The 21,409-nt window shown below is 53.4% G+C and carries 18 protein-coding genes; 12 read left to right on the top strand and 6 right to left on the bottom strand.

From position 1 onward, the window contains the following. Positions 1-16: 16 nt before the first annotated feature. The 4 genes from dnaE (at position 17) to ACMGGR_RS16675 (ending at position 6,040) form a co-directional block, all read left to right on the top strand. Complete coding sequence (gene dnaE / locus ACMGGR_RS16690) at positions 17-3,499, top strand: DNA polymerase III subunit alpha (RefSeq protein ID WP_414147379.1); 3,483 nt, start codon at positions 17-19, stop codon at positions 3,497-3,499. Positions 3,500-3,511: 12 nt separating this feature from the next. After that, positions 3,512-4,471: an acetyl-CoA carboxylase carboxyl transferase subunit alpha gene (gene accA / locus ACMGGR_RS16685; protein WP_246758305.1), complete on the top strand. Its 960-nt coding sequence runs from the start codon at positions 3,512-3,514 to the stop codon at positions 4,469-4,471. A 334-nt stretch (positions 4,472-4,805) separates the two neighbouring features. Then, positions 4,806-5,651: a DUF3289 family protein gene (locus ACMGGR_RS16680; RefSeq protein ID WP_414147378.1), complete on the top strand. Its 846-nt coding sequence runs from the start codon at positions 4,806-4,808 to the stop codon at positions 5,649-5,651. After that, positions 5,648-6,040 carry a DUF943 family protein gene (locus ACMGGR_RS16675; RefSeq protein WP_414147377.1) on the top strand — a complete coding sequence of 131 codons (393 nt, stop codon included), beginning with the start codon at positions 5,648-5,650 and terminating at the stop codon, positions 6,038-6,040. The genes ACMGGR_RS16680 and ACMGGR_RS16675 overlap by 4 nt, the downstream gene beginning before the upstream one ends. Before the next feature lie 188 nt (positions 6,041-6,228). Here the strand turns inward: ACMGGR_RS16675 and mtnA are convergent, their stop codons facing one another. Continuing rightward, complete coding sequence (mtnA, locus tag ACMGGR_RS16670; RefSeq protein WP_414147376.1) at positions 6,229-7,266, bottom strand: S-methyl-5-thioribose-1-phosphate isomerase; 1,038 nt, start codon at positions 7,264-7,266, stop codon at positions 6,229-6,231. Between the two features lie 138 nt (positions 7,267-7,404). On the opposite strand from mtnA, the gene mtnK reads away from it, so the two are divergent. Then, positions 7,405-8,604, top strand: coding sequence for an S-methyl-5-thioribose kinase (gene mtnK, locus ACMGGR_RS16665; RefSeq protein WP_414147375.1), 1,200 nt, complete (start codon positions 7,405-7,407; stop codon positions 8,602-8,604). Between the two features lie 181 nt (positions 8,605-8,785). Here the strand turns inward: mtnK and ACMGGR_RS16660 are convergent, their stop codons facing one another. Beyond that, positions 8,786-9,274, bottom strand: coding sequence for a DUF2938 family protein (locus ACMGGR_RS16660; RefSeq protein WP_414147374.1), 489 nt, complete (start codon positions 9,272-9,274; stop codon positions 8,786-8,788). A gap of 75 nt (positions 9,275-9,349) precedes the next feature. Here ACMGGR_RS16660 and ACMGGR_RS16655 point away from each other — a divergent pair, with 75 nt between their 5' ends. Next, on the top strand, positions 9,350-9,754 hold the full coding sequence (locus ACMGGR_RS16655; protein WP_414147373.1) for a helix-turn-helix domain-containing protein: 405 nt from the start codon (positions 9,350-9,352) through the stop codon (positions 9,752-9,754). 172 nt (positions 9,755-9,926) lie between these two features. On the opposite strand, the gene fadE is transcribed toward ACMGGR_RS16655, so the two are convergent. Next, entirely contained in the window at positions 9,927-12,419 is a 2,493-nt protein-coding gene (gene fadE / locus ACMGGR_RS16650; protein ID WP_414147372.1) for an acyl-CoA dehydrogenase FadE, read from the bottom strand. A gap of 213 nt (positions 12,420-12,632) precedes the next feature. Here fadE and lpcA point away from each other — a divergent pair, with 213 nt between their 5' ends. Continuing rightward, positions 12,633-13,211 (top strand): D-sedoheptulose 7-phosphate isomerase, encoded by a 579-nt coding sequence (gene lpcA, locus ACMGGR_RS16645; protein ID WP_246758320.1) that lies wholly within the window; start codon positions 12,633-12,635, stop codon positions 13,209-13,211. Between the two features lie 16 nt (positions 13,212-13,227). Then, positions 13,228-13,995 (top strand): class II glutamine amidotransferase, encoded by a 768-nt coding sequence (locus ACMGGR_RS16640; RefSeq protein ID WP_414147371.1) that lies wholly within the window; start codon positions 13,228-13,230, stop codon positions 13,993-13,995. On the opposite strand, the gene dpaA is transcribed toward ACMGGR_RS16640, so the two are convergent. After that, entirely contained in the window at positions 13,966-14,703 is a 738-nt protein-coding gene (gene dpaA, locus ACMGGR_RS16635) for a peptidoglycan meso-diaminopimelic acid protein amidase (protein WP_246758322.1), read from the bottom strand. The two genes, ACMGGR_RS16640 and dpaA, sit on opposite strands and share 30 nt — an antisense overlap. Before the next feature lie 238 nt (positions 14,704-14,941). On the opposite strand from dpaA, the gene dinB reads away from it, so the two are divergent. Continuing rightward, complete coding sequence (dinB, locus tag ACMGGR_RS16630; protein ID WP_246758323.1) at positions 14,942-15,997, top strand: DNA polymerase IV; 1,056 nt, start codon at positions 14,942-14,944, stop codon at positions 15,995-15,997. 66 nt (positions 15,998-16,063) lie between these two features. Here dinB and pepD read toward each other — a convergent pair whose 3' ends face one another. Continuing rightward, a complete protein-coding gene (gene pepD / locus ACMGGR_RS16625) occupies positions 16,064-17,521 on the bottom strand; it encodes a beta-Ala-His dipeptidase (protein ID WP_246758324.1) in 1,458 nt (485 codons plus the stop codon). Positions 17,522-17,775: 254 nt separating this feature from the next. On the opposite strand from pepD, the gene gpt reads away from it, so the two are divergent. The 3 genes from gpt to crl all read left to right on the top strand — a co-directional run bounded on the left by gpt (position 17,776) and on the right by crl (position 20,058). Beyond that, on the top strand, positions 17,776-18,234 hold the full coding sequence (gene gpt / locus ACMGGR_RS16620) for a xanthine phosphoribosyltransferase (protein ID WP_125289117.1): 459 nt from the start codon (positions 17,776-17,778) through the stop codon (positions 18,232-18,234). Positions 18,235-18,348: 114 nt separating this feature from the next. Continuing rightward, on the top strand, positions 18,349-19,599 hold the full coding sequence (frsA, locus tag ACMGGR_RS16615; RefSeq protein ID WP_414147370.1) for an esterase FrsA: 1,251 nt from the start codon (positions 18,349-18,351) through the stop codon (positions 19,597-19,599). 57 nt (positions 19,600-19,656) lie between these two features. Next, positions 19,657-20,058: a sigma factor-binding protein Crl gene (gene crl / locus ACMGGR_RS16610; protein WP_246758327.1), complete on the top strand. Its 402-nt coding sequence runs from the start codon at positions 19,657-19,659 to the stop codon at positions 20,056-20,058. An 89-nt stretch (positions 20,059-20,147) separates the two neighbouring features. Here the strand turns inward: crl and ACMGGR_RS16605 are convergent, their stop codons facing one another. Beyond that, entirely contained in the window at positions 20,148-21,248 is a 1,101-nt protein-coding gene (locus tag ACMGGR_RS16605; protein ID WP_414147369.1) for a porin, read from the bottom strand. Positions 21,249-21,409: the final 161 nt, after the last annotated feature.

The raw sequence follows: 21,409 nt of genomic DNA, 5'->3' as shown, positions 1-21,409 counted from the left end.
TTCAGCAGGATTAAAGATGGCCGAACCTCGTTTTATTCATTTACGCGTACACAGCGACTATTCCATGGTAGATGGACTAGCCAAGACTGCCCCGCTGGTGAAAAAAGCGGCCGCGATGGGCATGCCCGCAATAGCGATCACCGATTTCACCAACCTTTGCGGGCTGGTGAAGTTTTACGGAACGGCGCACGGGCAGGGTATCAAGCCGATTATCGGCGCGGACTTTAACGTTGCCAGCGAGGCGATGGGCGATGAGCTTTCGCAGCTTACCGTGCTGGCAGCGACTAATACCGGCTATCAAAATCTTACCCTGCTGATTTCCCGCGCCTATCAGCGTGGCTATGGCGCGGCCGGCCCCGTTATCGATCGCGACTGGCTGATTGAGCTGAACGAGGGCCTGATCCTGCTTTCCGGCGGTCGTCGCGGTGACGTGGGCAAGATGCAGCTGCGCGGCAACCAAACGCTGGTGGCCGAATGCCTGGCGTTTTACCAGCAGTATTTCCCCAACCGCTACTACCTTGAGCTAAGCCGTACTGGTCGTCCTGACGAAGAGTCCTGGCTGCATGCCGCCGTTGAGCTGGCGATTGCCGAGGGCGTGCCGGTGGTGGCCACCAACGAAGTCTGCTTCCTGGAAGAGGGCGATTTTGACGCGCACGAAATCCGCGTGGCTATTCACGACGGTTTTACGCTGGACGATCCCAAGCGTCCGCGCCTCTACAGTCCTCAGCAATATCTGCGCAGCGAAGAAGAAATGTGTGAGTTGTTCTCAGACATTCCTGAAGCGCTGGCCAACAGCGTAGAGATTGCTAAGCGTTGTAACGTCACCATCCGCCTGGGTGAATACTTCCTGCCGCAGTTTCCTACTGGCGACATGACCACCGAAGATTTTCTGGTGATGAAGTCGAAAGAGGGACTGGAAGAGCGTCTGGAATTTTTATTCCCCGATCCAGAAGAGCGTGCGCAGAAACGGCCTGAGTACGACGAGCGCCTCGATATTGAGCTGGGCGTTATTAACCAGATGGGCTTCCCCGGCTACTTCCTGATCGTGATGGAGTTTATCCAGTGGTCGAAAGACAACGACGTGCCGGTCGGGCCAGGACGTGGCTCCGGCGCCGGGTCGCTGGTGGCCTATGCGCTGAAGATTACCGACCTCGATCCGCTGGAGTTCGACCTGCTGTTTGAACGTTTCCTTAACCCGGAACGTGTCTCCATGCCTGACTTTGACGTCGACTTCTGCATGGAAAAACGCGATCTGGTGATCGAGCACGTCGCCGAAATGTACGGCCGGAAAGCGGTATCGCAGATTATTACTTTCGGTACGATGGCGGCGAAAGCGGTAATTCGCGACGTGGGCCGCGTACTGGGGCATCCGTACGGATTTGTCGATCGTATCTCCAAGCTGGTGCCGCCCGATCCGGGCATGACGCTGGAAAAAGCCTTTGCCGCCGAGCCGCAGCTTCCGGAAATCTACAAAGCCGACGAGGAAGTTAAAGCGCTGATCGACATGGCACGCAAGCTGGAAGGCGTCACGCGTAACGCCGGTAAGCATGCGGGTGGCGTGGTCATCGCGCCAACGCAGATCACCGATTTTGCGCCGCTTTACTGCGACGAAAACGGCAACCATCCGGTGACGCAGTTCGACAAGAATGACGTGGAATATGCCGGTCTGGTCAAGTTCGACTTCCTGGGTCTGCGTACGCTGACCATTATCGACTGGGCGCTGGCGATGATTAATGCCCGCCGCAAAAAGCACGGCGAGCCGCCAATCGATATCGCGGCGATTCCGCTTGATGACAAAAAAAGTTTCGATATGCTACAGCGCTCGGAAACCACGGCGGTATTCCAGCTTGAATCGCGCGGCATGAAAGATTTGATCAAGCGCCTGAAGCCGGACTGTTTTGAAGATATGATCGCGCTGGTAGCGCTGTTCCGTCCGGGGCCGCTGCAATCGGGCATGGTAGATAACTTTATCGACCGTAAACACGGGCGTGAAGCCATTTCCTATCCTGATATTCAGTGGCAGCATGAGTCACTGAAGCCGGTACTGGAGCCGACCTACGGCATTATCCTGTATCAGGAACAGGTGATGCAGATTGCTCAGGTGCTGGCTGGCTACAGCCTTGGCGGCGCGGATATGTTGCGCCGTGCGATGGGTAAAAAGAACCCGGTCGAAATGGCCAAGCAGCGCGGCGGTTTTGAAGACGGCGCGAAGGCGCGCGGCGTGGACGGCGAGCTGGCGATTAAAATCTTTGACCTGGTAGAAAAATTCGCCGGTTATGGTTTTAACAAATCGCACTCCGCCGCCTACGCGCTGGTCTCCTATCAGACGCTGTGGTTAAAAGCGCACTATCCGGCTGAGTTTATGGCTGCGGTCATGACTGCCGATATGGATAACACCGAGAAAGTGGTTGGTCTGGTAGACGAATGCTGGCGGATGGGGCTGAAAGTGCTGCCGCCGGATATCAACTCCGGGCTTTATCCGTTTCACGTTAATGATGACGGCGAGATCGTTTACGGCATCGGCGCGATTAAAGGCGTAGGCGAAGGCCCGATTGAAGCCATCCTGGAAGCGCGTAATAAAGACGGTTATTTCCGGGAACTGTTCGATCTGTGTGCGCGTACCGATACCAAAAAGCTGAACCGCCGCGTGCTGGAAAAGCTGATTATGTCCGGCGCGTTCGACAGGCTTGGGCCGCATCGTGCTGCATTAATGAGCGCGCTCAACGATGCATTGAAAGCGGCAGATCAGCATGCGAAGGCAGAAGCCATCGGCCAGGCGGATATGTTTGGCGTGCTGGCAGAAGAGCCGGAGCAGATTGAAAAATCCTATGCTGACGTCACGCCGTGGCCGGAACAGGTCAGGCTGGATGGCGAAAGAGAAACCTTAGGGCTTTACTTAACCGGGCACCCGATTAATCAGTATCTGAAAGAGATCGAGCGCTACGTTGGAGGAATGCGCCTGAAAGACATGCACCCGACCGAACGTGGCAAGATGACCATGGCTGTTGGTCTGGTGGTGGCGGCCCGCGTAATGGTAACAAAGCGTGGTAACCGCATCGGGATTTGTACGCTGGATGACCGCTCAGGCCGTCTGGAAGTAATGCTCTTCACCGATGCACTTGATAAGTTCCAGCATTTGCTGGAAAAAGACCGTATCCTGATCGTCAGCGGACAGGTCAGCTTCGATGACTTCAGCGGCGGCCTGAAAATGACCGCTCGCGATGTGATGGACATTGATGAAGCTCGCGAAAAATATGCGCGCGGGCTTGCTATCTCGCTGACGGACAGGCAAATTGATGACCAGCTTTTAAACCGTCTCCGGCAATCCCTTGAACCTCACCGTTCGGGGACTATTCCGGTACATCTCTATTATCAGAGAGAGGATGCGCGGGCGAAGTTGCGCTTTGGCGCAGCGTGGCGCGTGTCACCCAGCGATCGTTTATTAAATGAACTGCGATCGCTGATAGGGTCGGAGCAGGTGGAACTGGAGTTTGACTAAAACAGGAATATTATGAGTCTTAATTACCTGGATTTCGAACAGCCAATCGCAGAACTTGAAGCGAAAATTGATTCGCTCAAGTCGGTTGGCCGTCAGGATGAAAAACTGGATATTAATCTGGATGAAGAGATTCAGCGTCTGCGCGAAAAAAGCGTTGAGCTGACCCGTAAAATCTTCTCCGATTTGGGTGCATGGCAGATCGCGCAGCTGGCGCGTCATCCTCTGCGTCCGTACACGCTGGACTATGTCCGCAACGTGTTTACCGACTTTGACGAGCTGGCAGGCGACCGTGCCTATGCGGATGATAAAGCCATTGTTGGCGGTATCGCTCGTCTGGAAGGACGTCCGGTGATGATCATTGGTCATCAGAAAGGACGCGAAACCAAAGAGAAAATTCGTCGTAACTTTGGTATGCCGGCACCGGAAGGCTATCGCAAAGCGCTGCGTCTGATGGAGATGGCCGAGCGGTTTAATATGCCGATCATCACCTTTATCGATACGCCGGGGGCTTATCCGGGCGTGGGTGCAGAAGAGCGTGGACAGTCTGAGGCTATCGCACGCAACCTGCGTGAGATGTCCGGGTTAACCGTGCCGGTCATCTGTACCGTTATCGGCGAAGGTGGTTCCGGCGGCGCGCTGGCGATTGGCGTTGGCGATAAAGTGAATATGCTGCAGTACAGCACCTATTCGGTGATTTCACCGGAAGGCTGTGCGTCAATTCTGTGGAAAAGCGCGGATAAAGCGCCGCTGGCTGCAGAAGCGATGGGTATTATTGCACCGCGCCTGAAAGAGCTGAAGCTGATCGATACGGTAATCCCGGAGCCACTGGGCGGCGCGCACCGCAATCCGCTGGCTATCGGTGCTTCCATGAAGGCGCAGCTGCTGGCTGACCTGGCCGAACTGGATGAACTGACTAAAGAAGAACTGCTGGATCGTCGCTATCAGCGCCTGATGAGCTACGGCTACGCCTGATAGTTTTTCAGCTTTAAAAGCGGGTTCTGAACAATGCACTGTCGCGATTGCGGCGGTACAGCGTTCAGCGCCCGCTTTTTTATTGGATCTAAAACAGCGGTCGTTTTGACAGGGAGACAGGCTGCCTGACACAGGCTTAAGCGGTGGCCGGAGCCTCAGGACAAATACCATCCGGCAGGGAGTGAACCTTTCTTTTGTCCATACTGGTTAAAAAGAATACACTACAGTACAGCGTTAACCCGGATGTCAGCGTCTGAACACGCTTTTTAGCCGCGAACGGCCAGCTTGCGTACCCGTTCAGTTTGATCTCAAACTCAGTAAAGGATTACTGTTTATGACCAATACGATATTTCCACAAACAATATTTATGACTCAGCGCCGCTTCAACGACTATGGTGCTAATGATATGCGTTACGGTGATATGTCGGCGGAGAAGCTAAGGAAGGAACTCGACCTGGAAAATATATCAAACGTGGTCGATCCCTATACGCTAACCCGGTTAGCCGCCTTTGATAATCCGCAGTCAAGGTTTGCGGGTGTCTATGGTCGTGGTCACCGTCGGGAAAAAGTCAGTGTTCAGGAGTGCGCCAGCTTATTATTTCAGGAGATGCAGATAACCTCGCTGCCTTATTCCTGGGCAGGGCCATACCGGCATTTAATCAACCAGATGCTCAGGCACTTCCAGCATTCTGTCGGGACACCTTTTTGCGATCCACAGCTTAATGCTGCTTACCGTCAAAAGCTCGATTCTGATTACGCGACTAACAATACCAGGCGTAAACTTCAGGAAAGTATTGCAAGTTTTATTGACTATAAAAATAAGGGCTTTCCGCAAGAAAAGATTGCGGATGTGAAATCGGCGTTAAGGATTACAGTTCTTCCCATGTTCGATTCTCTTATACTCGATAAAATCAATGGAATGGGTATAACCGTTCATGGCGTTTATGCCACCAAAATAGATATATTACAGCTGGATGTAAATGAGAAAAGCTGGAGAGCTACCGTCAGGTTTACAGGTCAGGATCACTTTGGTCTGGATGAAGAAGATATACGCAATACAAAATTTAACCAGTTCCAGTTCTTTAAAATATGGTTTGTCCTGCAGCGCTTTAACCGATTCGGTTTTTGCCCATTTTTTACCAATATGGAAGCAGTAATAACTATAGGAGAAAACCGTTGAAGCGCCATATTGTCATTATCGTTATAGCGGCATTAGCGATCTACTTTTTCAGTTCATTTCTTAACCGGCAGGACGTGACGGTTATTGATGCGCATTATGATGGGCATACCGCGCAAATCATCGTTGACAGACTGCCTTTCAGTAAATCGGCGAAAATCGACTGGTGGCTGAGCAATCAGGGTAAAATCAGAAGCAAATACCGTATCCCTTCCGGTAATAAAGGCCCATTTCTGATAGCTGTATTCGCCTTTGGAGAAGGCTATCAGGAAGAAGGAAAAGAAGACAGGCTATGTTTTAATGATATAAAACCGCCACGAAACTGTATTGATAAAAACATACTTATGACTATCTGGCGCACCCGTGATGGCGGCGTTAAGTATGAGTTTTAAGCATGACTGCATCATAAAACTGCTGTTACCAGAATCAGGTGGCAAAGCGATCTGCTGCCGCGATAAAATAAATGCGCTACTTCCTGCGAAAAATGAGGTCAGCAGTCGCCTGAAAAAGCGACTCAACACTATACCTCAGTCGCTATCAGTAATAGCGCTGCGGCAGGCCGGCAGCGCGGGTTGCTCACTTAGTTTCTTTTGTCGCCAGCAGGCTGAAAAATCCCGTTTTCCACCTGCGCAGGCGTTACCACGCCCGTATCCAACACCCAACCGCTAATTAGCGCCGCAGGCGTTACGTCAAAGGCCGGGTTAAAAACCTGCGTATTTTCGGGCGCCCACTGTACGGCACCAAAGCTACCCGCCACGCCGGTGACCTCACTGGCAGCCCGCTGCTCAATAGGGATAGCTTCGCCGTTCGGGCAGTTGGGATCCAACGTGGTATGCGGTGCGGCAACGTAAAACGGGATATTGTGATAATGCGCCAGCACCGCCAGGCTATAGGTGCCAATTTTATTGGCCACGTCGCCGTTTGCGGCAATACGGTCTGCACCAACCCAGACAGCATCGACCTGGTTTTGCGCCATCAGGCTTGCCGCCATGCTATCGCAAATCAGGCGATAAGGTACGCCAAGCTCACCGAGTTCCCATGCGGTCAAACGGCCGCCTTGCAGTAGCGGGCGAGTCTCATCAACCCAAACTTTTTCCACGTTGCCTTCCTGCCAGCCGCGCGAAATTACGCCCAGCGCCGTGCCTACGCCCGCCGTTGCCAGACCGCCCGTGTTGCAGTGGGTCAGCAGACGGCTGGCGGGTTTAATCAGCTTTGCGCCCGCAGCGGCAATGTTATCGCACAGTGCTTTATCTTCTTCGACCAGGCGCAGCGCTTCAAAGGTCAGCGCCGTAACAAAGTTTTCCTGCGTCAGTGCCTGCTTCATTCTGTCAAGATTATTCATCAGGTTAACGGCCGTTGGCCGCGCGGCTCGCAATACTTCCAGTGCTTCATGCAGGGCCGGTTTCGGCATGCCGTTTTCCGCCAGCAGCGCCAGCAACAGGCTTGCAGAAAGGCCAATCAGTGGCGCACCGCGCACTCTCAGCGCCCGGATATGGTCTACCAGCTCCGCTACGCCGGGCGTCGGGCACCAGATTTTCTTTTGCGGCAGCGCCTGCTGGTCAAGGATCCAGAGCTGGTTATCACGAACTTGTAAGCTGGTTGTGCTCAGTGTTTGCATGAAGGTTAAATCCCGGTTGCGTAATCAGGCCATATTGTGCCAACATGCCTGGCAGATGTATAGACGTCTGCACGGCCTAAATAAAAGAAACCGGTCAGGGCCTTATCGGCCAGTGATAAATTTTGATGAGGTGAGTTAATGTCGCAATATCGTACTTTCACCGCAGCGGACGCCGTGGAATATGCCCGCCAGTTTGGCGGCGTGGCTGAACCTGATAGCCTGGTCGATGCGCAGGAAATCGGTGACGGCAATCTTAACCTCGTTTTCAAAATCTTTGACCACAATGGCGTCAGTAAAATTGTCGTTAAGCAGGCCTTGCCGTATGTACGCTGTGTAGGCGAATCCTGGCCGTTATCGCTCGATCGCGTCCGTATTGAAGCAGAAGTGCTGCAAATTCATAGCGAGTTTTGCCCGGAACATACGGTGAAAATTCTGCATTACGATCCTGCACTGGCCGTGATGGTAATGGAAGATCTTTCCAGTCATGCAATCTGGCGTGGCGAACAAGTCAAGGGCGTCGATTATCCGCAGGCTGCCGCACAGCTGGGTGAATATCTGGCGCAAACGCTGTTTCATACTTCCGATTTTTATCAGCATCCTTACAAGAAAAAAGCAGACGTCGTCCGCTTTACCAATCCTGAACTGTGCGACATCACGGAAGAGCTTTTCTTTAACGAGCCGTATGAAGTACACGAACGCAACGGCTATCCGCGCGCGCTGGAGCCGCTGGTTGCGCAACTTCGCAGTGATAATGAGCTGCGCCATAAGGTTGCCGGTCTCAAGCATCGTTTCCTGTCGAATGCGGAAGCGCTGCTGCATGGTGATGTTCATAGCGGATCGATTTTTGTGGCCGAAGGCAGTCTGAAGGTCATTGATGCCGAATTTGGTTTCTACGGTCCGATTGGTTTTGACGTGGGCAGTGCCCTGGGTAATCTACTGCTCAACTACTGCGCTTTGCCAGGCCTGTTAGCACCGCGCGAAGCGGCCGATGCCCGTGAAAAGCGTCTTAATGATGTACGTACTACCTGGCAGAGCTTCGCCGAGGGGTTCCTGGCACTGGCGACTGAGAAAACGCAGGATCGCGCACTGGCTTATCCCGGCTATGCCGCAGAATTTTTGGGTAAAGTCTGGCGCGATACGCTGGGTTACTGCGGCACGGAGTTGATTCGCCGTACCGTTGGTATGTCGCAGGTTGCCGATATCAAAACTATTCAGGATGAAGCGATGAAGGTGGAGTGCGTGCGTCAGGCGGTAACGCTGGGCAGGACGCTGATTCTGGCCGCTGACCGCGTAGAGGATATTGAGGCGCTAATTGCTCGTGTCAGACAGAATGGCTAAGTATAAAATTAATTTCCTGGCCGCTCATCGGGATTTTTTTAAAGCGGAAGGTACCTTTGCTGAAGACATGGAGTTAATCGTGACGGAGTTTCAACTCGCTGAAGTTATTTAACTTTGCTGCGTCAACGGCAATGGTAGTCAAAAAGGTCGGTATTAAATCGATAATATCATTATGGTTTTCTTAAAATGGCCATATCGCTATCACTATCCCGGAAAAATAAAGCCCGCCGCCGTAAGCCAGATGCGCCAGCAGGCTGAAAAGCCGTGCTTTCGATGGGTTTGCCGTTCGGGAAGCCGCCACGCCAAAGCCTAGCGCGGGCTGCATAATGAACCAGGGCGCAGCGACCGTTACTAATCCGCTCAATATCGCTACGCTTAAATCGGGATGGTGCAACCATGTCGTGCCGGAAAACAGCAGCGGAACAAACGAGAACCCAATGCCGATAACATAATGAAGCATCCAGCCAGTCTGCTTTTCTCCTGCCAGCGAAGGCGTATTAATAACAGAGTGATGTATAAAACGGCCTTTCCCCATCCATAAAAGCCATCTGCCCGCTAAAGCATAATCAAAGGAAGCAATTCCCCATCGGCGCTTTAATAACAATGCCCAGCCATCCATACAAAGCGTGGCGCTAATGCCGATTAGTGCGACACGCAAGAGCATTTCCATGGTCATTCCTTCTCCGGTTGTTCTGATGTTAAGCTGACGGGCATTGTGCAACTTAAAGCTCGCTTCAGGTCAACCATGAAAGAACTGGATATTGGCGAAGTCGCAAAGTTAACGAATATTGCGCCTTCCGCACTACGGTTTTATGAGAAAAAAGGGCTGATTCGCTCTGTTGGACGCAATGGTCTGAGAAGACAATATGGGCCGGATATTTTAAATAAACTGGCTCTTATTACTCTGGGGCGTACGGCAGGCTTTACGCTTAATGAAATTGGCGAGATGTTTGATGCGCAGGGTAATCCGTCTCTTGATTCAATGTTATTACTCAATAAGGCGGAAGAGCTGGATAAAACGATTGGGCAATTGAAAAAGGCCAGCGAGGGGCTGAAGCATGTAGCTAACTGCAGTGCGCCAGACCCTGTGCAGTGTCCCAATTTCCAAAAAATTTTAAGCAGGGCACGGGCAGCGCTTTTTATCGGATAAAAGCTTTTCCGTTCTGAGGGATGACCAGTACTTCAAAACGCTTCGTGCGGCCAAAAAGGCAGGCTATCACCAGATAGCCTGCCTCCACACGTTAATAAAAATATTTCCCTGTTTAACAGGTTAAATCTGCCAGCAAGCGATCTTAACTTTATCCGTCAAATTTAAGCCCGTTTCAGGCCGCTTCCGTTTTTCTTACACCTTCCTGGTGCTCTTCTTCCTGCGTTAGAGTGGTTTGCTGTGCTTCATCTTTTTGCGTCTTTACCGGCTGGGTCGCCAGCGCATCCGCCTCAAATTCGTCAACGTTAATGGAGCGCAGGCGGCTGGCTTCGGCACGGGTCAGCACGGCGGCTTCCTCTTCGTTCAGCCATTTTTCCTGTAACCCTTTTTGCGCCAGCTTATCCAGACGCGTAAATGAGAGCGGTTTTTTCAGCTTCTTGTTCAGCCGGTCGTGAATTACCTCTGCCGCCATCACGTCCTGCAATGCTTCTTCCAGCTGGCCCGCCGGATTATTTTCGCCCGGCGTCAGGTACTGACCACGGCCTAAGCGCGTTCTGGTGGCCGAAGGAATTTGCAGAATGCGCGCCAGCTGGTGATCCAGACGGTCGGAAGGCGCGCGGCAATGGCGACCCAGTGGGAAAATAGCAAACTGGAGCAAACCGGCAACGGCGCGATTCGGGAAGTTACGCAGCAGGTCTTCAACAGCCGTTTCCGCCTGGTTCAGCGCATCCTGCACGCCCCAGTGCAGCAGCGGCAGGTCGGCTTCGTTACGGCCTTCATCTTCATAGCGCTTCAGCGAGGCAGAAGCCAGATAGAGCTGGCTAAGCACATCGCCAAGCCGTGCCGAAATACGTTCGCGACGCTTCAGGCTACCGCCCAGCACCGACATAGAAATATCGGAAAGCAGTGCAAGGTTGGCGCTTAAACGGTTCAGATGCTGATAATAACGGCGCGTCGCGTCGCGGGTTGGCGTGCTGCTGGTGCGTCCGGCTGTCAGCCCAAGCCACAGGCTGCGCATGTTATTGCTGGCAATGTGGCCGATATGGCTAAACAGCGCCCGGTCAAAAGCGTTTACATCATGGCTTTGTGCCGCCGCCATTTCCGCCAGCACATAAGGATGGCAGCGAATGGCGCCCTGGCCGAAAATGATCATACTGCGCGTCAGAATATTTGCGCCTTCAACGGTAATGGCGATAGGCGCCCCCTGATAAGCACGGGCCAGGAAATTGCTTTTGCCAAGCATAATGCCTTTGCCGCCAGCGATATCCATCGCGTCCATAATGGCGCGCTGTCCACGGTGGGTGCAGTGGTATTTTACGATAGCGGAAAGCACCGCTGGTTTCTCGCCCAGCATAATGCCGCTGGTAATCAGCGACGCCGCCGCATCCATTACGTAAGCGTTACCCGCAATACGCGCCAGCGGTTCTTCGATACCTTCCATTTTGCCGATAGGCAAACGGAACTGACGGCGGATATGAGCATAGGCACCAATCGCCAGCGCAATACTTTTCAGGCTACCGGTAGAGTTGGAAGGCAGCGTGATGCCGCGCCCAACGGAAAGGCATTCCACCAGCATCCGCCAGCCCTGACCGGCCATCGCCGGCCCGCCAATAATGTAATCAATAGGAACAAAAATATCTTTGCCGCGCGTCGGGCCATTCTGGAAAGGTACGTTCAGCGGGAAGTGGCGTTTGCCAATCTCTACGCCCGGCGTCTGCGTTGGGATCAGTGCACAGGTAATGCCCAGCTCTTCTTTCTCGCCAAGCAGATGTTCGGGATCGGAAAGCTTAAACGCCAGGCCAAGCACCGTGGCGACAGGAGCGAGGGTAATGTAGCGTTTGTTCCAGGTCAGACGCATACCGAGCACCTGCTGGCCTTGCCATTCGCCCATGCACACCACACCGGTATCGGGGATTGCGCCCGCGTCAGAACCCGCTTCCGGACTGGTCAACGCAAAGCAGGGGATCTCTTCGCCGCGCGCCAGGCGAGGTAAATAGCGATCTTTCTGCTCTTCTGTGCCGTAGTGCTGCAACAGTTCGCCGGGGCCAAGCGAATTGGGAACGCCCACGGTGATGGCCAGAATACCGGAAACGCCAGCCAGTTTTTGCAGTACGCGAGCCTGAGCATAGGCGGAGAATGCCAGGCCGCCATACTCTTTCTTGATAATCATGGCAAAGAAACGCTGCTCTTTCAGATAAGCCCACAGTTCTGGCGGCAGGTCAGCCATTTCATGCGTAATCTGGAAATCGTTAGCCAGCCGACAAGCTTCTTCGACCGGGCCTTCCAGAAACGCCTGTTCTTCCGGCGTCAGCCGTGGCTGCGGATAGTCGTGCAGCTTTTTCCAGTCAGGTTTGCCGCGAAACAGATCGCCTTCCCACCAGGTTGTGCCTGCGTCGATCGCTTCTTTCTCTGTACGCGACATTGGCGGCATGACCTTCTGAAAAGTATTCATCATCGGCCTGGAAAAAAGGGCGCGGCGCAGCGGCAGCAGATTAAAGGGCAACAGGATAATGATTAACGGCAGCAGTAACCATGGCGTCCAGAGATGCGCCATCGCCCAGGCTGCGGTCCACACCAGCACAATCAGGCTTGCCAGCCCCAGACCTACACGGTGATAAAACAGTGCGCCAATCAGCACCACTGTTGCAACGCAACTGAAAACCATCATAACCATCGCTCCGCAAGTTGTAAGAGGTCTGACCTGTTGCTTACAGATCTAATGGAGATAATTTTCTTTATCAATCTATTTACACAATAATTACAACCTGGCTCACAAAGCGCGGCCAGGGCACCCTAAAGCCGACGGCGGGCAGGCGGGGCGCTTTTCGCCCGCGCGGCAACTTGCTAAACTGCCGCAGACCTCACCTAAAAGGACTCTCCTATGTACCAGGACATCATTCGCGCCGAGTTAAATGAAGCACAGGACACGCTCACTAATTTCCTTAGCGATGAAGCAAATATCCATGCTATCCAGCGTGCTGCGGTACTGCTGGCGGATTCATTTAAAGCCGGCGGCAAAGTGCTTTCCTGCGGCAACGGCGGTTCACACTGCGATGCTATGCACTTTGCAGAAGAGTTAACCGGCCGCTACCGCGACAATCGTCCGGGCTATCCGGCCATTGCGATTTCTGACGTCAGCCATATCTCCTGCGTAGGCAATGATTTCGGCTACGACGCTATTTTCTCGCGCTATGTAGAAGCGGTAGGTCGTTCTGGCGACGTGCTGCTGGGGATCTCGACTTCCGGCAACTCTGCTAACGTTATTAAAGCGGTGGAAGCAGCGCGCGCGCAGGGCATGAAAGTGGTTACGCTGACCGGCAAAGATGGCGGAAAAATGGCAGGCAGTGCCGATGTTGAAATCCGCGTGCCGCATTTTGGCTATGCCGATCGCATTCAGGAGATCCATATCAAAGTGATCCATATCCTGATCCTGCTGATTGAAAAAGAGATGGCTAAGTAACCCACGAGGAACATCTATGTGCGAACTGCTCGGGATGAGCGCGAATGTCCCTACGGACATCTGTTTTAGCTTTACCGGGCTTGTACAGCGCGGCGGAAAAACCGGCCCGCATAAAGACGGCTGGGGAATTACCTTTTATGAAGGCAAAGGCTGCCGGACGTTTAAAGATCCGCAGCCCAGCTTTAATTCGCCGATAGCGCGGCTGGTGCAGGATTACCCGATCAAATCCTGTTCGGTGGTGGCGCATATTCGTCAGGCAAACCGGGGCGAAGTTTCGCTGGAGAATACGCATCCGTTCACGCGCGAACTCTGGGGACGTAACTGGACCTATGCGCATAACGGCCAGCTGAAAGGCTATCGCGGCCTGGAGACGGGACCTTTTCGGCCGGTTGGTGAAACGGACAGCGAGCAGGCTTTCTGCTGGCTACTGCACAAGCTGACCACGCGTTATCCGCGAACGCCGGGCAACTGGCCTGCGGTGTTTCGCTATATTGCAGAGCTGGCAACGGAACTGCGGGAAAAGGGCGTCTTTAATATGCTGTTGTCGGACGGCCGCTATCTGATGGCGTTCTGTTCGACCAATCTGTTCTGGATCACGCGCCGCGCGCCGTTCGGCAAAGCGACATTGCTGGATCAGGACGTGGAAATTGATTTTCAGAAGCAGACCACGCCAGACGACGTGGTCACGGTAATCGCCACTCAGCCCTTAACGGGGAATGAAACCTGGCACAAGATTGCGCCAGGCGACTGGGCGTTATTTTGCCTCGGAGAGCGCGAGCGCTGACTGATTGACCGGCGTGCTGTTCAGAACCGCGTTGTTCAGCACGTATTTCCCGCCGCTGACGCTTATGGAAGGCGGCTGGCGGTTCTGCACAAATTCAGCATAGCCCGGCTGTAGCTGCTGCCAGAAGCTGTAGTAAACCGAATAGCGGTGACGCTGCAGGTTGCTGTCCGTCATGCGGAACGGGTAGATACTGACTTCCACTCGCGGCTGGCCGTTGCGCAGCGCTGCTTCCACATAATGATAAATTTCATCAATGTTGGTGTCCGTCATCGCATAGCAGCCAATTGATACGCAGCTGCCGTGGATCATCAGGTATTTACCTTCATAACCCTGCTGGCGGTCATATTCGTTAGGAAAACCGGTATTAATGGCCCGATAAAAACGGCTGTCCGGCTTAAGCTGGGAAAGGCCCACGCTATAAAAACCTTCCGGACTTTTAAAATCGCCCTGACGACGCTTAGGGCCTAAGCCGCCAGAAAAATTACAGATACGGTAGCTATTCAGCAGACGGTAGTCATTGCCAATTTTGCCATACAGCTCCAGCGTACGTTCTTCCTTAAAGATTTGAATATACACGGGGGTGCCGAGGAGCTGCTTCTTTAACTCTTTGCTTACCGGTGCCAGCGGTGCGATCTGTGCAACAGGGACGCTGGCGAAAACAACGGCTGGCAGAAAAAACATCGCAAACAGCAGTGCGATTTTGCCCATTCTGGTTCCCTTGATAGTAGGGTTGGATGCTACGTCCGAAGACGCTGTTAACTGCTTTTTAGGAAATGTCCGTAAAAGCTGCGCCACATTATCATTGTCTATTTTTTTATCAAGAGAGCCACGCATAAAAACAGAGAAAAATTGCGCCAGCCCGCTGCCGCTGCGCTTTCACAAAGAATTAACCTGTTGAAATTGCACTCTCCGGCTGTATACTTATCCAGTGTTACTGGAGGGGTGGATGCGTAAGATCATACACGTGGATATGGACTGCTTCTACGCAGCGGTAGAGATGCGCGATAATCCCGCATTGCGTCATATCCCTATTGCGATTGGCGGCAGTCATTTGAAGCGCGGGGTTATCAGCACCGCCAACTATCCCGCCAGAAAATTTGGCGTACACAGCGCGATGGCGACGGCCACCGCGCTCAAGCTTTGCCCTCATCTGAAAGTTATCCCCGGCCGTTTCGACGCGTATAAAGAAGCCAGCGCGCATATTCGGGAAATTTTTACGCGCTATACGGCGCTGATTGAGCCGCTGTCGCTGGACGAGGCCTATCTGGACGTTACCGACAGCCCGCACTGCCACGGTTCTGCCACGCTGATGGCGCGTGAAATCCGCCAGACTATTGCCAAAGAATTAAACCTTACCGCTTCGGCAGGCGTAGCGCCGATTAAGTTTGTCGCCAAAATCGCCTCCGATCTCAATAAGCCTGACGGGCAGTTTGTCATTACGCCAGAAGAGCTACCGCAGTTTTTGCTGACGCTGCCGCTGGCAAAAATTCCTGGCGTGGGCAAAGTCACGGCGAAAAAGCTTGAAGAGCTGGGCCTCTATAACTGTGCCGACGTGCAGAAAACGGATTTGGCCATGCTGCTGAAACGCTTTGGCAAGTTTGGGCGGGTTTTATGGGAGCGCTGCAACGGCATTGATGAGCGTGAAGTGGTGACGGATCGCCTGCGCAAATCGCTGGGCGTGGAGCGAACGCTGTCGGCGGACATTCACGAATGGGAAGCTTGTCTGGAAATTATCGACTATCTCTATGCAGAGCTGGAGCGGCGTCTGAAAGCGGTAAAGCCCGACTTACAGATTGCCAGGCAGGGCGTTAAGCTGAAGTTTAACGACTTTCAGCAGACTACCCAGGAACATGTCTGGCCGATGCTGAACAAAGAAGATTTTATCAACGTTGCGAAAAAGACGTGGGAAGAGCGTCGTGCCGGGCGGGGCGTAAGGCTGGTGGGGCTGCACGTAACGCTGCTCAATCCGCAGCTGGAAAGGCAACTGCTGTTGGGACTGTAGCGGCCACGGCAGACGGCTGCGGCACTGAAAAGTAAAACAGGCGGAGTTCTGCTCCGCCTGTCGCTTTTATTTCGCCGGAATTGCCTTCAGCAGCGCCGTCAGCAGCTGCCAGTAAAGGCCAACGCTTGCGATATGCACCTGCTCATCCGGTGAGTGGGGACCGGTGATGGTCGGGCCGATAGAGACCATATCCATTTCCGGATACGGCTTTTTAAACAGGCCGCATTCCAGACCCGCATGGATCACCTGAATATTTGGCGTTTTGTTAAATAGTTTTTTATAGGTTTCTTCTACCAGCGCCATCACTGGTGAAGAAGGGTCGGGCTGCCAGCCAGGATAGCTGCCTTTGGCCACGGTTGTTGCTCCGGCCAGATCGCCCAGCGCGGTCAGCGTTTCGACCAGGTAATCTTTGCCGCTGTCAATCAGCGAGCGCACCAGGCAGTTGATGCGGGCTTCGTTATCTTTCAGAGCGACCACGCCAACGTTCAGCGACGTTTCCACCACGCCTTTCATCACGTCAGAATTGCGGATGACGCCGTTCGGCGTGCTGTTCAGCAGGGCGATAAATGCATCGCGGCTGGCCGTGGTCAACGCCTGCTCGCTGGCGGCCACGTTTTCTACCACCACGTTGATGTTTTTCTCTTTCAGGCTCAGCTCGTTCTGCAACGTTTCCAGATAGTGCAGCGCCAGGCCTTTCAGTCGGTCAAGCTTATCGGCAGGCACGGCCAGCGTGGCCATAGCTTCACGTGGGATAGCGTTGCGCAGCGTGCCGCCAACGAAGTCCACCAGACGCAGATCCAGCGCTTTGGCATGCGCAAACAGGAAACGTGCCAGCAGCTTGTTGGCGTTACCCAGGCCCAGATGAATATCCGCACCGGAGTGGCCGCCTTTCAGGCCTTTTAAAATCAGCTGAACATGCTGATAACCAGCGGGCACCGCCTCACGAGTTACGGCAAGCGTGGTCGTGAAATCAATACCGCCCGCGCAACCCATATAGATTTCACCTTCCTCTTCCGAGTCGGTATTGATCAGGATATCCGCCTGCAGCCAGTCAGGTTGCAGACCAAAAGCGCCCACCATGCCGGTCTCTTCAGTCATGGTCAGCAGCACTTCCAGCGGGCCATGCTCAACGTTTTTGTCCGCCAGCACCGCCAGCGCGGAAGCCATGCCGATGCCGTTATCGGCACCCAGCGTGGTGCCGCGGGCTTTAACCCATTCGCCGTCAACCCATGGCTGAATCGGGTCTTTAGTAAAGTCGTGAACGGTATCGTTGTTTTTCTGCGGCACCATATCCAGATGCGCCTGTAACGCTACAGGCTTCAGGTGCTCCAGGCCGGGAGTGGCAGGCTTGCGGATCAGGATATTGCCCACTTCATCACGACTGGTATAAAAACCTTGCTCCGTTGCCCAGGCAAGAACGTACTGGGCCAGCGCTTCTTCATGATAAGAGGGATGCGGAATCGAGCAGATTTTGGCAAAGATATCCCACAGCGGCTGTGGTGACAGTTGAGATAGTTCAGACACGTTAAATCTCCTGTGTCGGCATCCTCGGCCAGCGGCGCGTGGGATGGTGAGCATTTGTGATAGGGGAGGTCAGGATCTGACGCGACAAAGTAAAAGAATATCATTGTTTCCAGGGGGATGCTTAGTTCGCGGCGGTAAAAAAGCGCGGTTCGTGCCATCCGGTGCTGGTTTTTAGCGGCTCAGATCTCTATAATTCCGCGCAACCCCTCCCATTGTACATTTTTAAGCCGATATCACCGGCCGGGACTCCTTTTATGAGTGAAAAATACGTCGTCACCTGGGACATGCTGCAGATTCATGCCCGTAAACTGGCTCAGCGCCTGCTTCCTGTTGAGCAGTGGAAAGGCATTATCGCGGTCAGCCGTGGTGGTCTGGTTCCTGCCTCGCTGCTGGCTCGCGAGCTGTGCATCCGCTACGTCGATACCGTCTGCATCTCCAGCTACGACCACGATAACCAGCGTGAAATGCACGTGCTGAAACGTGCGGAAGGCGATGGCGAAGGCTTTATCGTGATTGACGATCTGGTTGATACCGGCGGCACCGCTCAGGCGATTCGCGATATGTACCCTAAAGCGCGTTTCGTGACGATTTTCGCTAAGCCGGCCGGTCGCCCGCTGGTGGATGACTATGTTGTGGATATTCCACAGAATACCTGGATTGAGCAGCCGTGGGATATGGGCGTGGTTTATATCCCGCCAATCGTAAAAGGTTGATTTAGCTCAATCAAAACGCCCGGTTCCGCCGGGCGTTGTGCTTTTTAAGGTTCGCAGCCGCCGTCGCGCTGCTATAAACTACAACGATTCTCCGTGTGCCGAAGGATCGTAGCTATGTCACCAAAAAACCTTAGCGAAGAGCTGTTCAAGCCACGCTTCAAGCATCCTGAAACCTCCTCTCTGGTTCGCCGTTTACATCATCACAAGCCGCTGCCGCTGCATTCCGCGCTGGAAGGTGAAAGCCATGCGGGCTGGTATCGCATGGTTAACCGTCTGCTGTGGACGTGGCGTGGCGTGGCGCAGCTGGAAATCGGTGAGGTGCTGGCGAGGATCGCCGGTAGCCAGGCCGAGCGCACTGATGAAAAGCTGCTGGATACGGTCGTTGGCTATCGCGGCGGTAACTGGATTTACGAATGGTCTAAACAGGCGGCAGGCTGGCAGGAAAAGGCCGCTGCGGCAGAGAACGATGCAAAGGCGGGTCAGTGCTGGCTTCATGCCGCCAATTTGTACGGCATAGCGGGTTATCCCCATCTGAAAGGGGATGAGCTGGCAGAGCAGGCGCAGCTGCTGGCGAACCGGGCTTACGAAGAGGCGACGTCGCGCCTGCCGGGCGAACTGAAGGAGCTGGAATTTGCCATTCCCGGCGGCAGCTCGATTTTTGGCTTTCTGCATATGCCAGAAAAGGTCCGCGCGCCTTATCCTACCGTCCTGCTGTGCGGCAGCCTTGATTCACTGCAAACCGACCATTATCGGCTTTTCCACGATTATCTCGCCCCGCGCGGTATCGCAATGTTAACCATCGATATGCCGTCAGTTGGGTTTTCCGCTAAATGGAAGCTTTCCCAGGATTCCAGTTTTCTGCATCAGCAGGTGCTTAAGCAGCTGGAAACCGTACCGTGGATCGACCACGCGCGCGTTGGCGCTTTTGGCTACCGGTTTGGGGCTAATACCGCCGTACGGCTGGCTTATCTTGAGTCGCCTCGCCTGCGGGCCGTGGCCTGTCTGGGCCCGGTGGTTCACGGTTTACTGTGCGATCGGGCGTTACAGGATCGCATCCCGGAAATGTATATGGACGTGCTGGCAAGCCGACTGGGGATGGCTTCGGCTGCCGATTCTGCGCTGCGCGTCGAACTCAATCGCTATTCGCTAAAAATGCAGGGACTGCTGGGCAGGCGCTGTCCTACGCCAATGCTTTCCGCTTACTGGCCGGGGGATATTTTCAGCCCGGAAGAGGAGTCAAAACTGATCGTCAGCTCTTCTACCGACGGCAAGCTGATGCCAATTGCACTTTCGCCGATAATGAGCAACTTTGATAAAGCATTACGTGATATTGTTGACTGGTTAGCTAAACGATTAACACGCTGAGTCGTTAATTCTTAACATTCGGCTAAAACTAACGGGCTCAACAAAGGAGTTTTAACAATGGCGTTACCGAGTGGGCATCCCAAGAGCCGCTTAATGAAGCGTTTTGGCGCATTAGGGCCTTATATCCGCGAGGCTAAATGTGTCGAAGACCGTTTCTTCTTCGACTGTCTGGCCGTTTGCGTCAATGTAAAACCTGCGCCGGAACTGCGTGAATTCTGGGGCTGGTGGATGGAGCTGGAAGCACAGGAAGATCACTTTACCTATGAGTATCATTTCGGCCTGTTTGATAAGGAAGGAAACTGGAAGCCTGCAACGGTGAAAGGGAAGGAAAACCTTGAACGGCTGGAAGAGACGCTGCGTAATTTTCACGTGCGGTTAAAAGCATTGCTGGAAGAGCTGGAGCTGGGTCTGAAACCCGCTGCGGACTTCGCTGACGAGCCGGTTAAACTGACCGCCTGAGGCTGAGAATAAAAAAGGCTGGCGTTTGCCAGCCTTTGCTTACGGACACATAACGAGGGGCACTGCTACCGCATCCGTGCGGCTCACATTTAAAACTGGTAGGTCACGCCCATAGCGACGATGTCGTCGGTATTCTGCGCAAGCTTGTTGTCATCGTTCAGCAGGTTAATTTTGTAATCCACAAACGCGGACATATTTTTATTGAAGTAGTATGTCGCGCCCACGTCGGCAAATTTGTAAATATCCGCATCGCCCACGCCGTTCTCAATGTCTTTCGCTTTGGTTTGCACGTATGCCAGAGAAGGACGGAAGCCGTTATCGAACTGATACTGCGCCACCAGCTCAATGTTCTGCAGATAGTTAGCGTAACCGCTTACCGCTACGCTGGCACCGTTCACCTGCGCCGTACCGCTAATTGGCGACATGTTGCGCGTTTCGGCATAGGTTGCTGCCAGATAGACGCCGTTGTTGTCATATTTCAGGCCGGATGCCCACGCGTCGGCTTTATCGCCGGTGCCGTAAGTGCTGGCGCGCTGCGCGTTGGTACGATCGGAAGATGAAATCGCGCCGTTAATGGTCAGGCCGTCGATAATTTTATAGCTTAATGAAGCGGCCATGCCGTCGCCGTTAGCCGTTGAGCCGGTACGGGTAGTGCTTTCGTTTTTACCCTGGTATTGCAGGGCGAATTTCAGGCCGTCGACCAGGCCAAAAAAGTTGGTATTACGGTAGGTCGCCACGCCATTGGTACGGGTCAACATATAGTTATCGGCTTTGGTATACGCGGTAGCGCCAAACTCCGGCATCATATCGGTGTAGGCTTCTACATCGTAAATCAGCCCGTAGTTACGGCCATAGTCGATAGAACCGTAGTCGCCAAATTTCAGACCGGCAAAACCTAAACGCGTTTTGGTTCCGGTAGTGCCGTCGCTTTCCGCATTGTTCAACGGAACGTGATATTCCCACTGACCGTAGCCGGTCATCAGGTCATTAATCTGGGTCTGTCCTTTAAAACCGATACGTACATAGGATTTATCGCCGTCATTGCTGGCGGTATCGCTGATGTAGTGCATGGCTTTCAGTTTGCCGTAGAAATCGAGCTTATTACCATCTTTGTTATAAATTTCTGCGGCCTGTGCTGCCGTGGTCATAGCCAGAGCGGCGGTCAGGATTGCCAGTGCGCTTTTCTTCATTTTGTTATCATTCCCAAATGAGTAAAATTTTAAATGGCCCGACGTCTTCGTTCAGGGCACGAACGTTTTACCCTGCGGAGATGAACTTTTTATTACATTTGTTCGCACTTCTTGTTAATTGGTCATTTTTAGACTACTTATGCGCAGGGAGTTTTTACGCC

The sequence above is a fragment of the Erwinia sp. BNK-24-b genome, from assembly GCF_047456155.1.
Taxonomy (GTDB): domain Bacteria; phylum Pseudomonadota; class Gammaproteobacteria; order Enterobacterales; family Enterobacteriaceae; genus Erwinia; species Erwinia phyllosphaerae.
This window is presented reverse-complemented; position numbering and strand designations above follow the sequence as displayed.

Excerpts from the sequence above, each read along its gene's own strand:
- dnaE (WP_414147379.1), top strand. The coding sequence starts at position 17 with ATGGCCGAACCTCGTTTTATTCATTTACGCGTACACAGCGACTATTCC.
- accA (WP_246758305.1), top strand. The coding sequence starts at position 3,512 with ATGAGTCTTAATTACCTGGATTTCGAACAGCCAATCGCAGAACTTGAA.
- ACMGGR_RS16680 (WP_414147378.1), top strand. The coding sequence starts at position 4,806 with ATGACCAATACGATATTTCCACAAACAATATTTATGACTCAGCGCCGC.
- mtnA (WP_414147376.1), bottom strand. The coding sequence starts at position 7,266 with ATGCAAACACTGAGCACAACCAGCTTACAAGTTCGTGATAACCAGCTC.
- mtnK (WP_414147375.1), top strand. The coding sequence starts at position 7,405 with ATGTCGCAATATCGTACTTTCACCGCAGCGGACGCCGTGGAATATGCC.
- ACMGGR_RS16660 (WP_414147374.1), bottom strand. The coding sequence starts at position 9,274 with ATGGAAATGCTCTTGCGTGTCGCACTAATCGGCATTAGCGCCACGCTT.
- ACMGGR_RS16655 (WP_414147373.1), top strand. The coding sequence starts at position 9,350 with ATGAAAGAACTGGATATTGGCGAAGTCGCAAAGTTAACGAATATTGCG.
- fadE (WP_414147372.1), bottom strand. The coding sequence starts at position 12,419 with ATGATGGTTTTCAGTTGCGTTGCAACAGTGGTGCTGATTGGCGCACTG.
- lpcA (WP_246758320.1), top strand. The coding sequence starts at position 12,633 with ATGTACCAGGACATCATTCGCGCCGAGTTAAATGAAGCACAGGACACG.
- ACMGGR_RS16640 (WP_414147371.1), top strand. The coding sequence starts at position 13,228 with ATGTGCGAACTGCTCGGGATGAGCGCGAATGTCCCTACGGACATCTGT.
- dpaA (WP_246758322.1), bottom strand. The coding sequence starts at position 14,703 with ATGGGCAAAATCGCACTGCTGTTTGCGATGTTTTTTCTGCCAGCCGTT.
- dinB (WP_246758323.1), top strand. The coding sequence starts at position 14,942 with ATGCGTAAGATCATACACGTGGATATGGACTGCTTCTACGCAGCGGTA.
- gpt (WP_125289117.1), top strand. The coding sequence starts at position 17,776 with ATGAGTGAAAAATACGTCGTCACCTGGGACATGCTGCAGATTCATGCC.
- frsA (WP_414147370.1), top strand. The coding sequence starts at position 18,349 with ATGTCACCAAAAAACCTTAGCGAAGAGCTGTTCAAGCCACGCTTCAAG.
- crl (WP_246758327.1), top strand. The coding sequence starts at position 19,657 with ATGGCGTTACCGAGTGGGCATCCCAAGAGCCGCTTAATGAAGCGTTTT.
- ACMGGR_RS16605 (WP_414147369.1), bottom strand. The coding sequence starts at position 21,248 with ATGAAGAAAAGCGCACTGGCAATCCTGACCGCCGCTCTGGCTATGACC.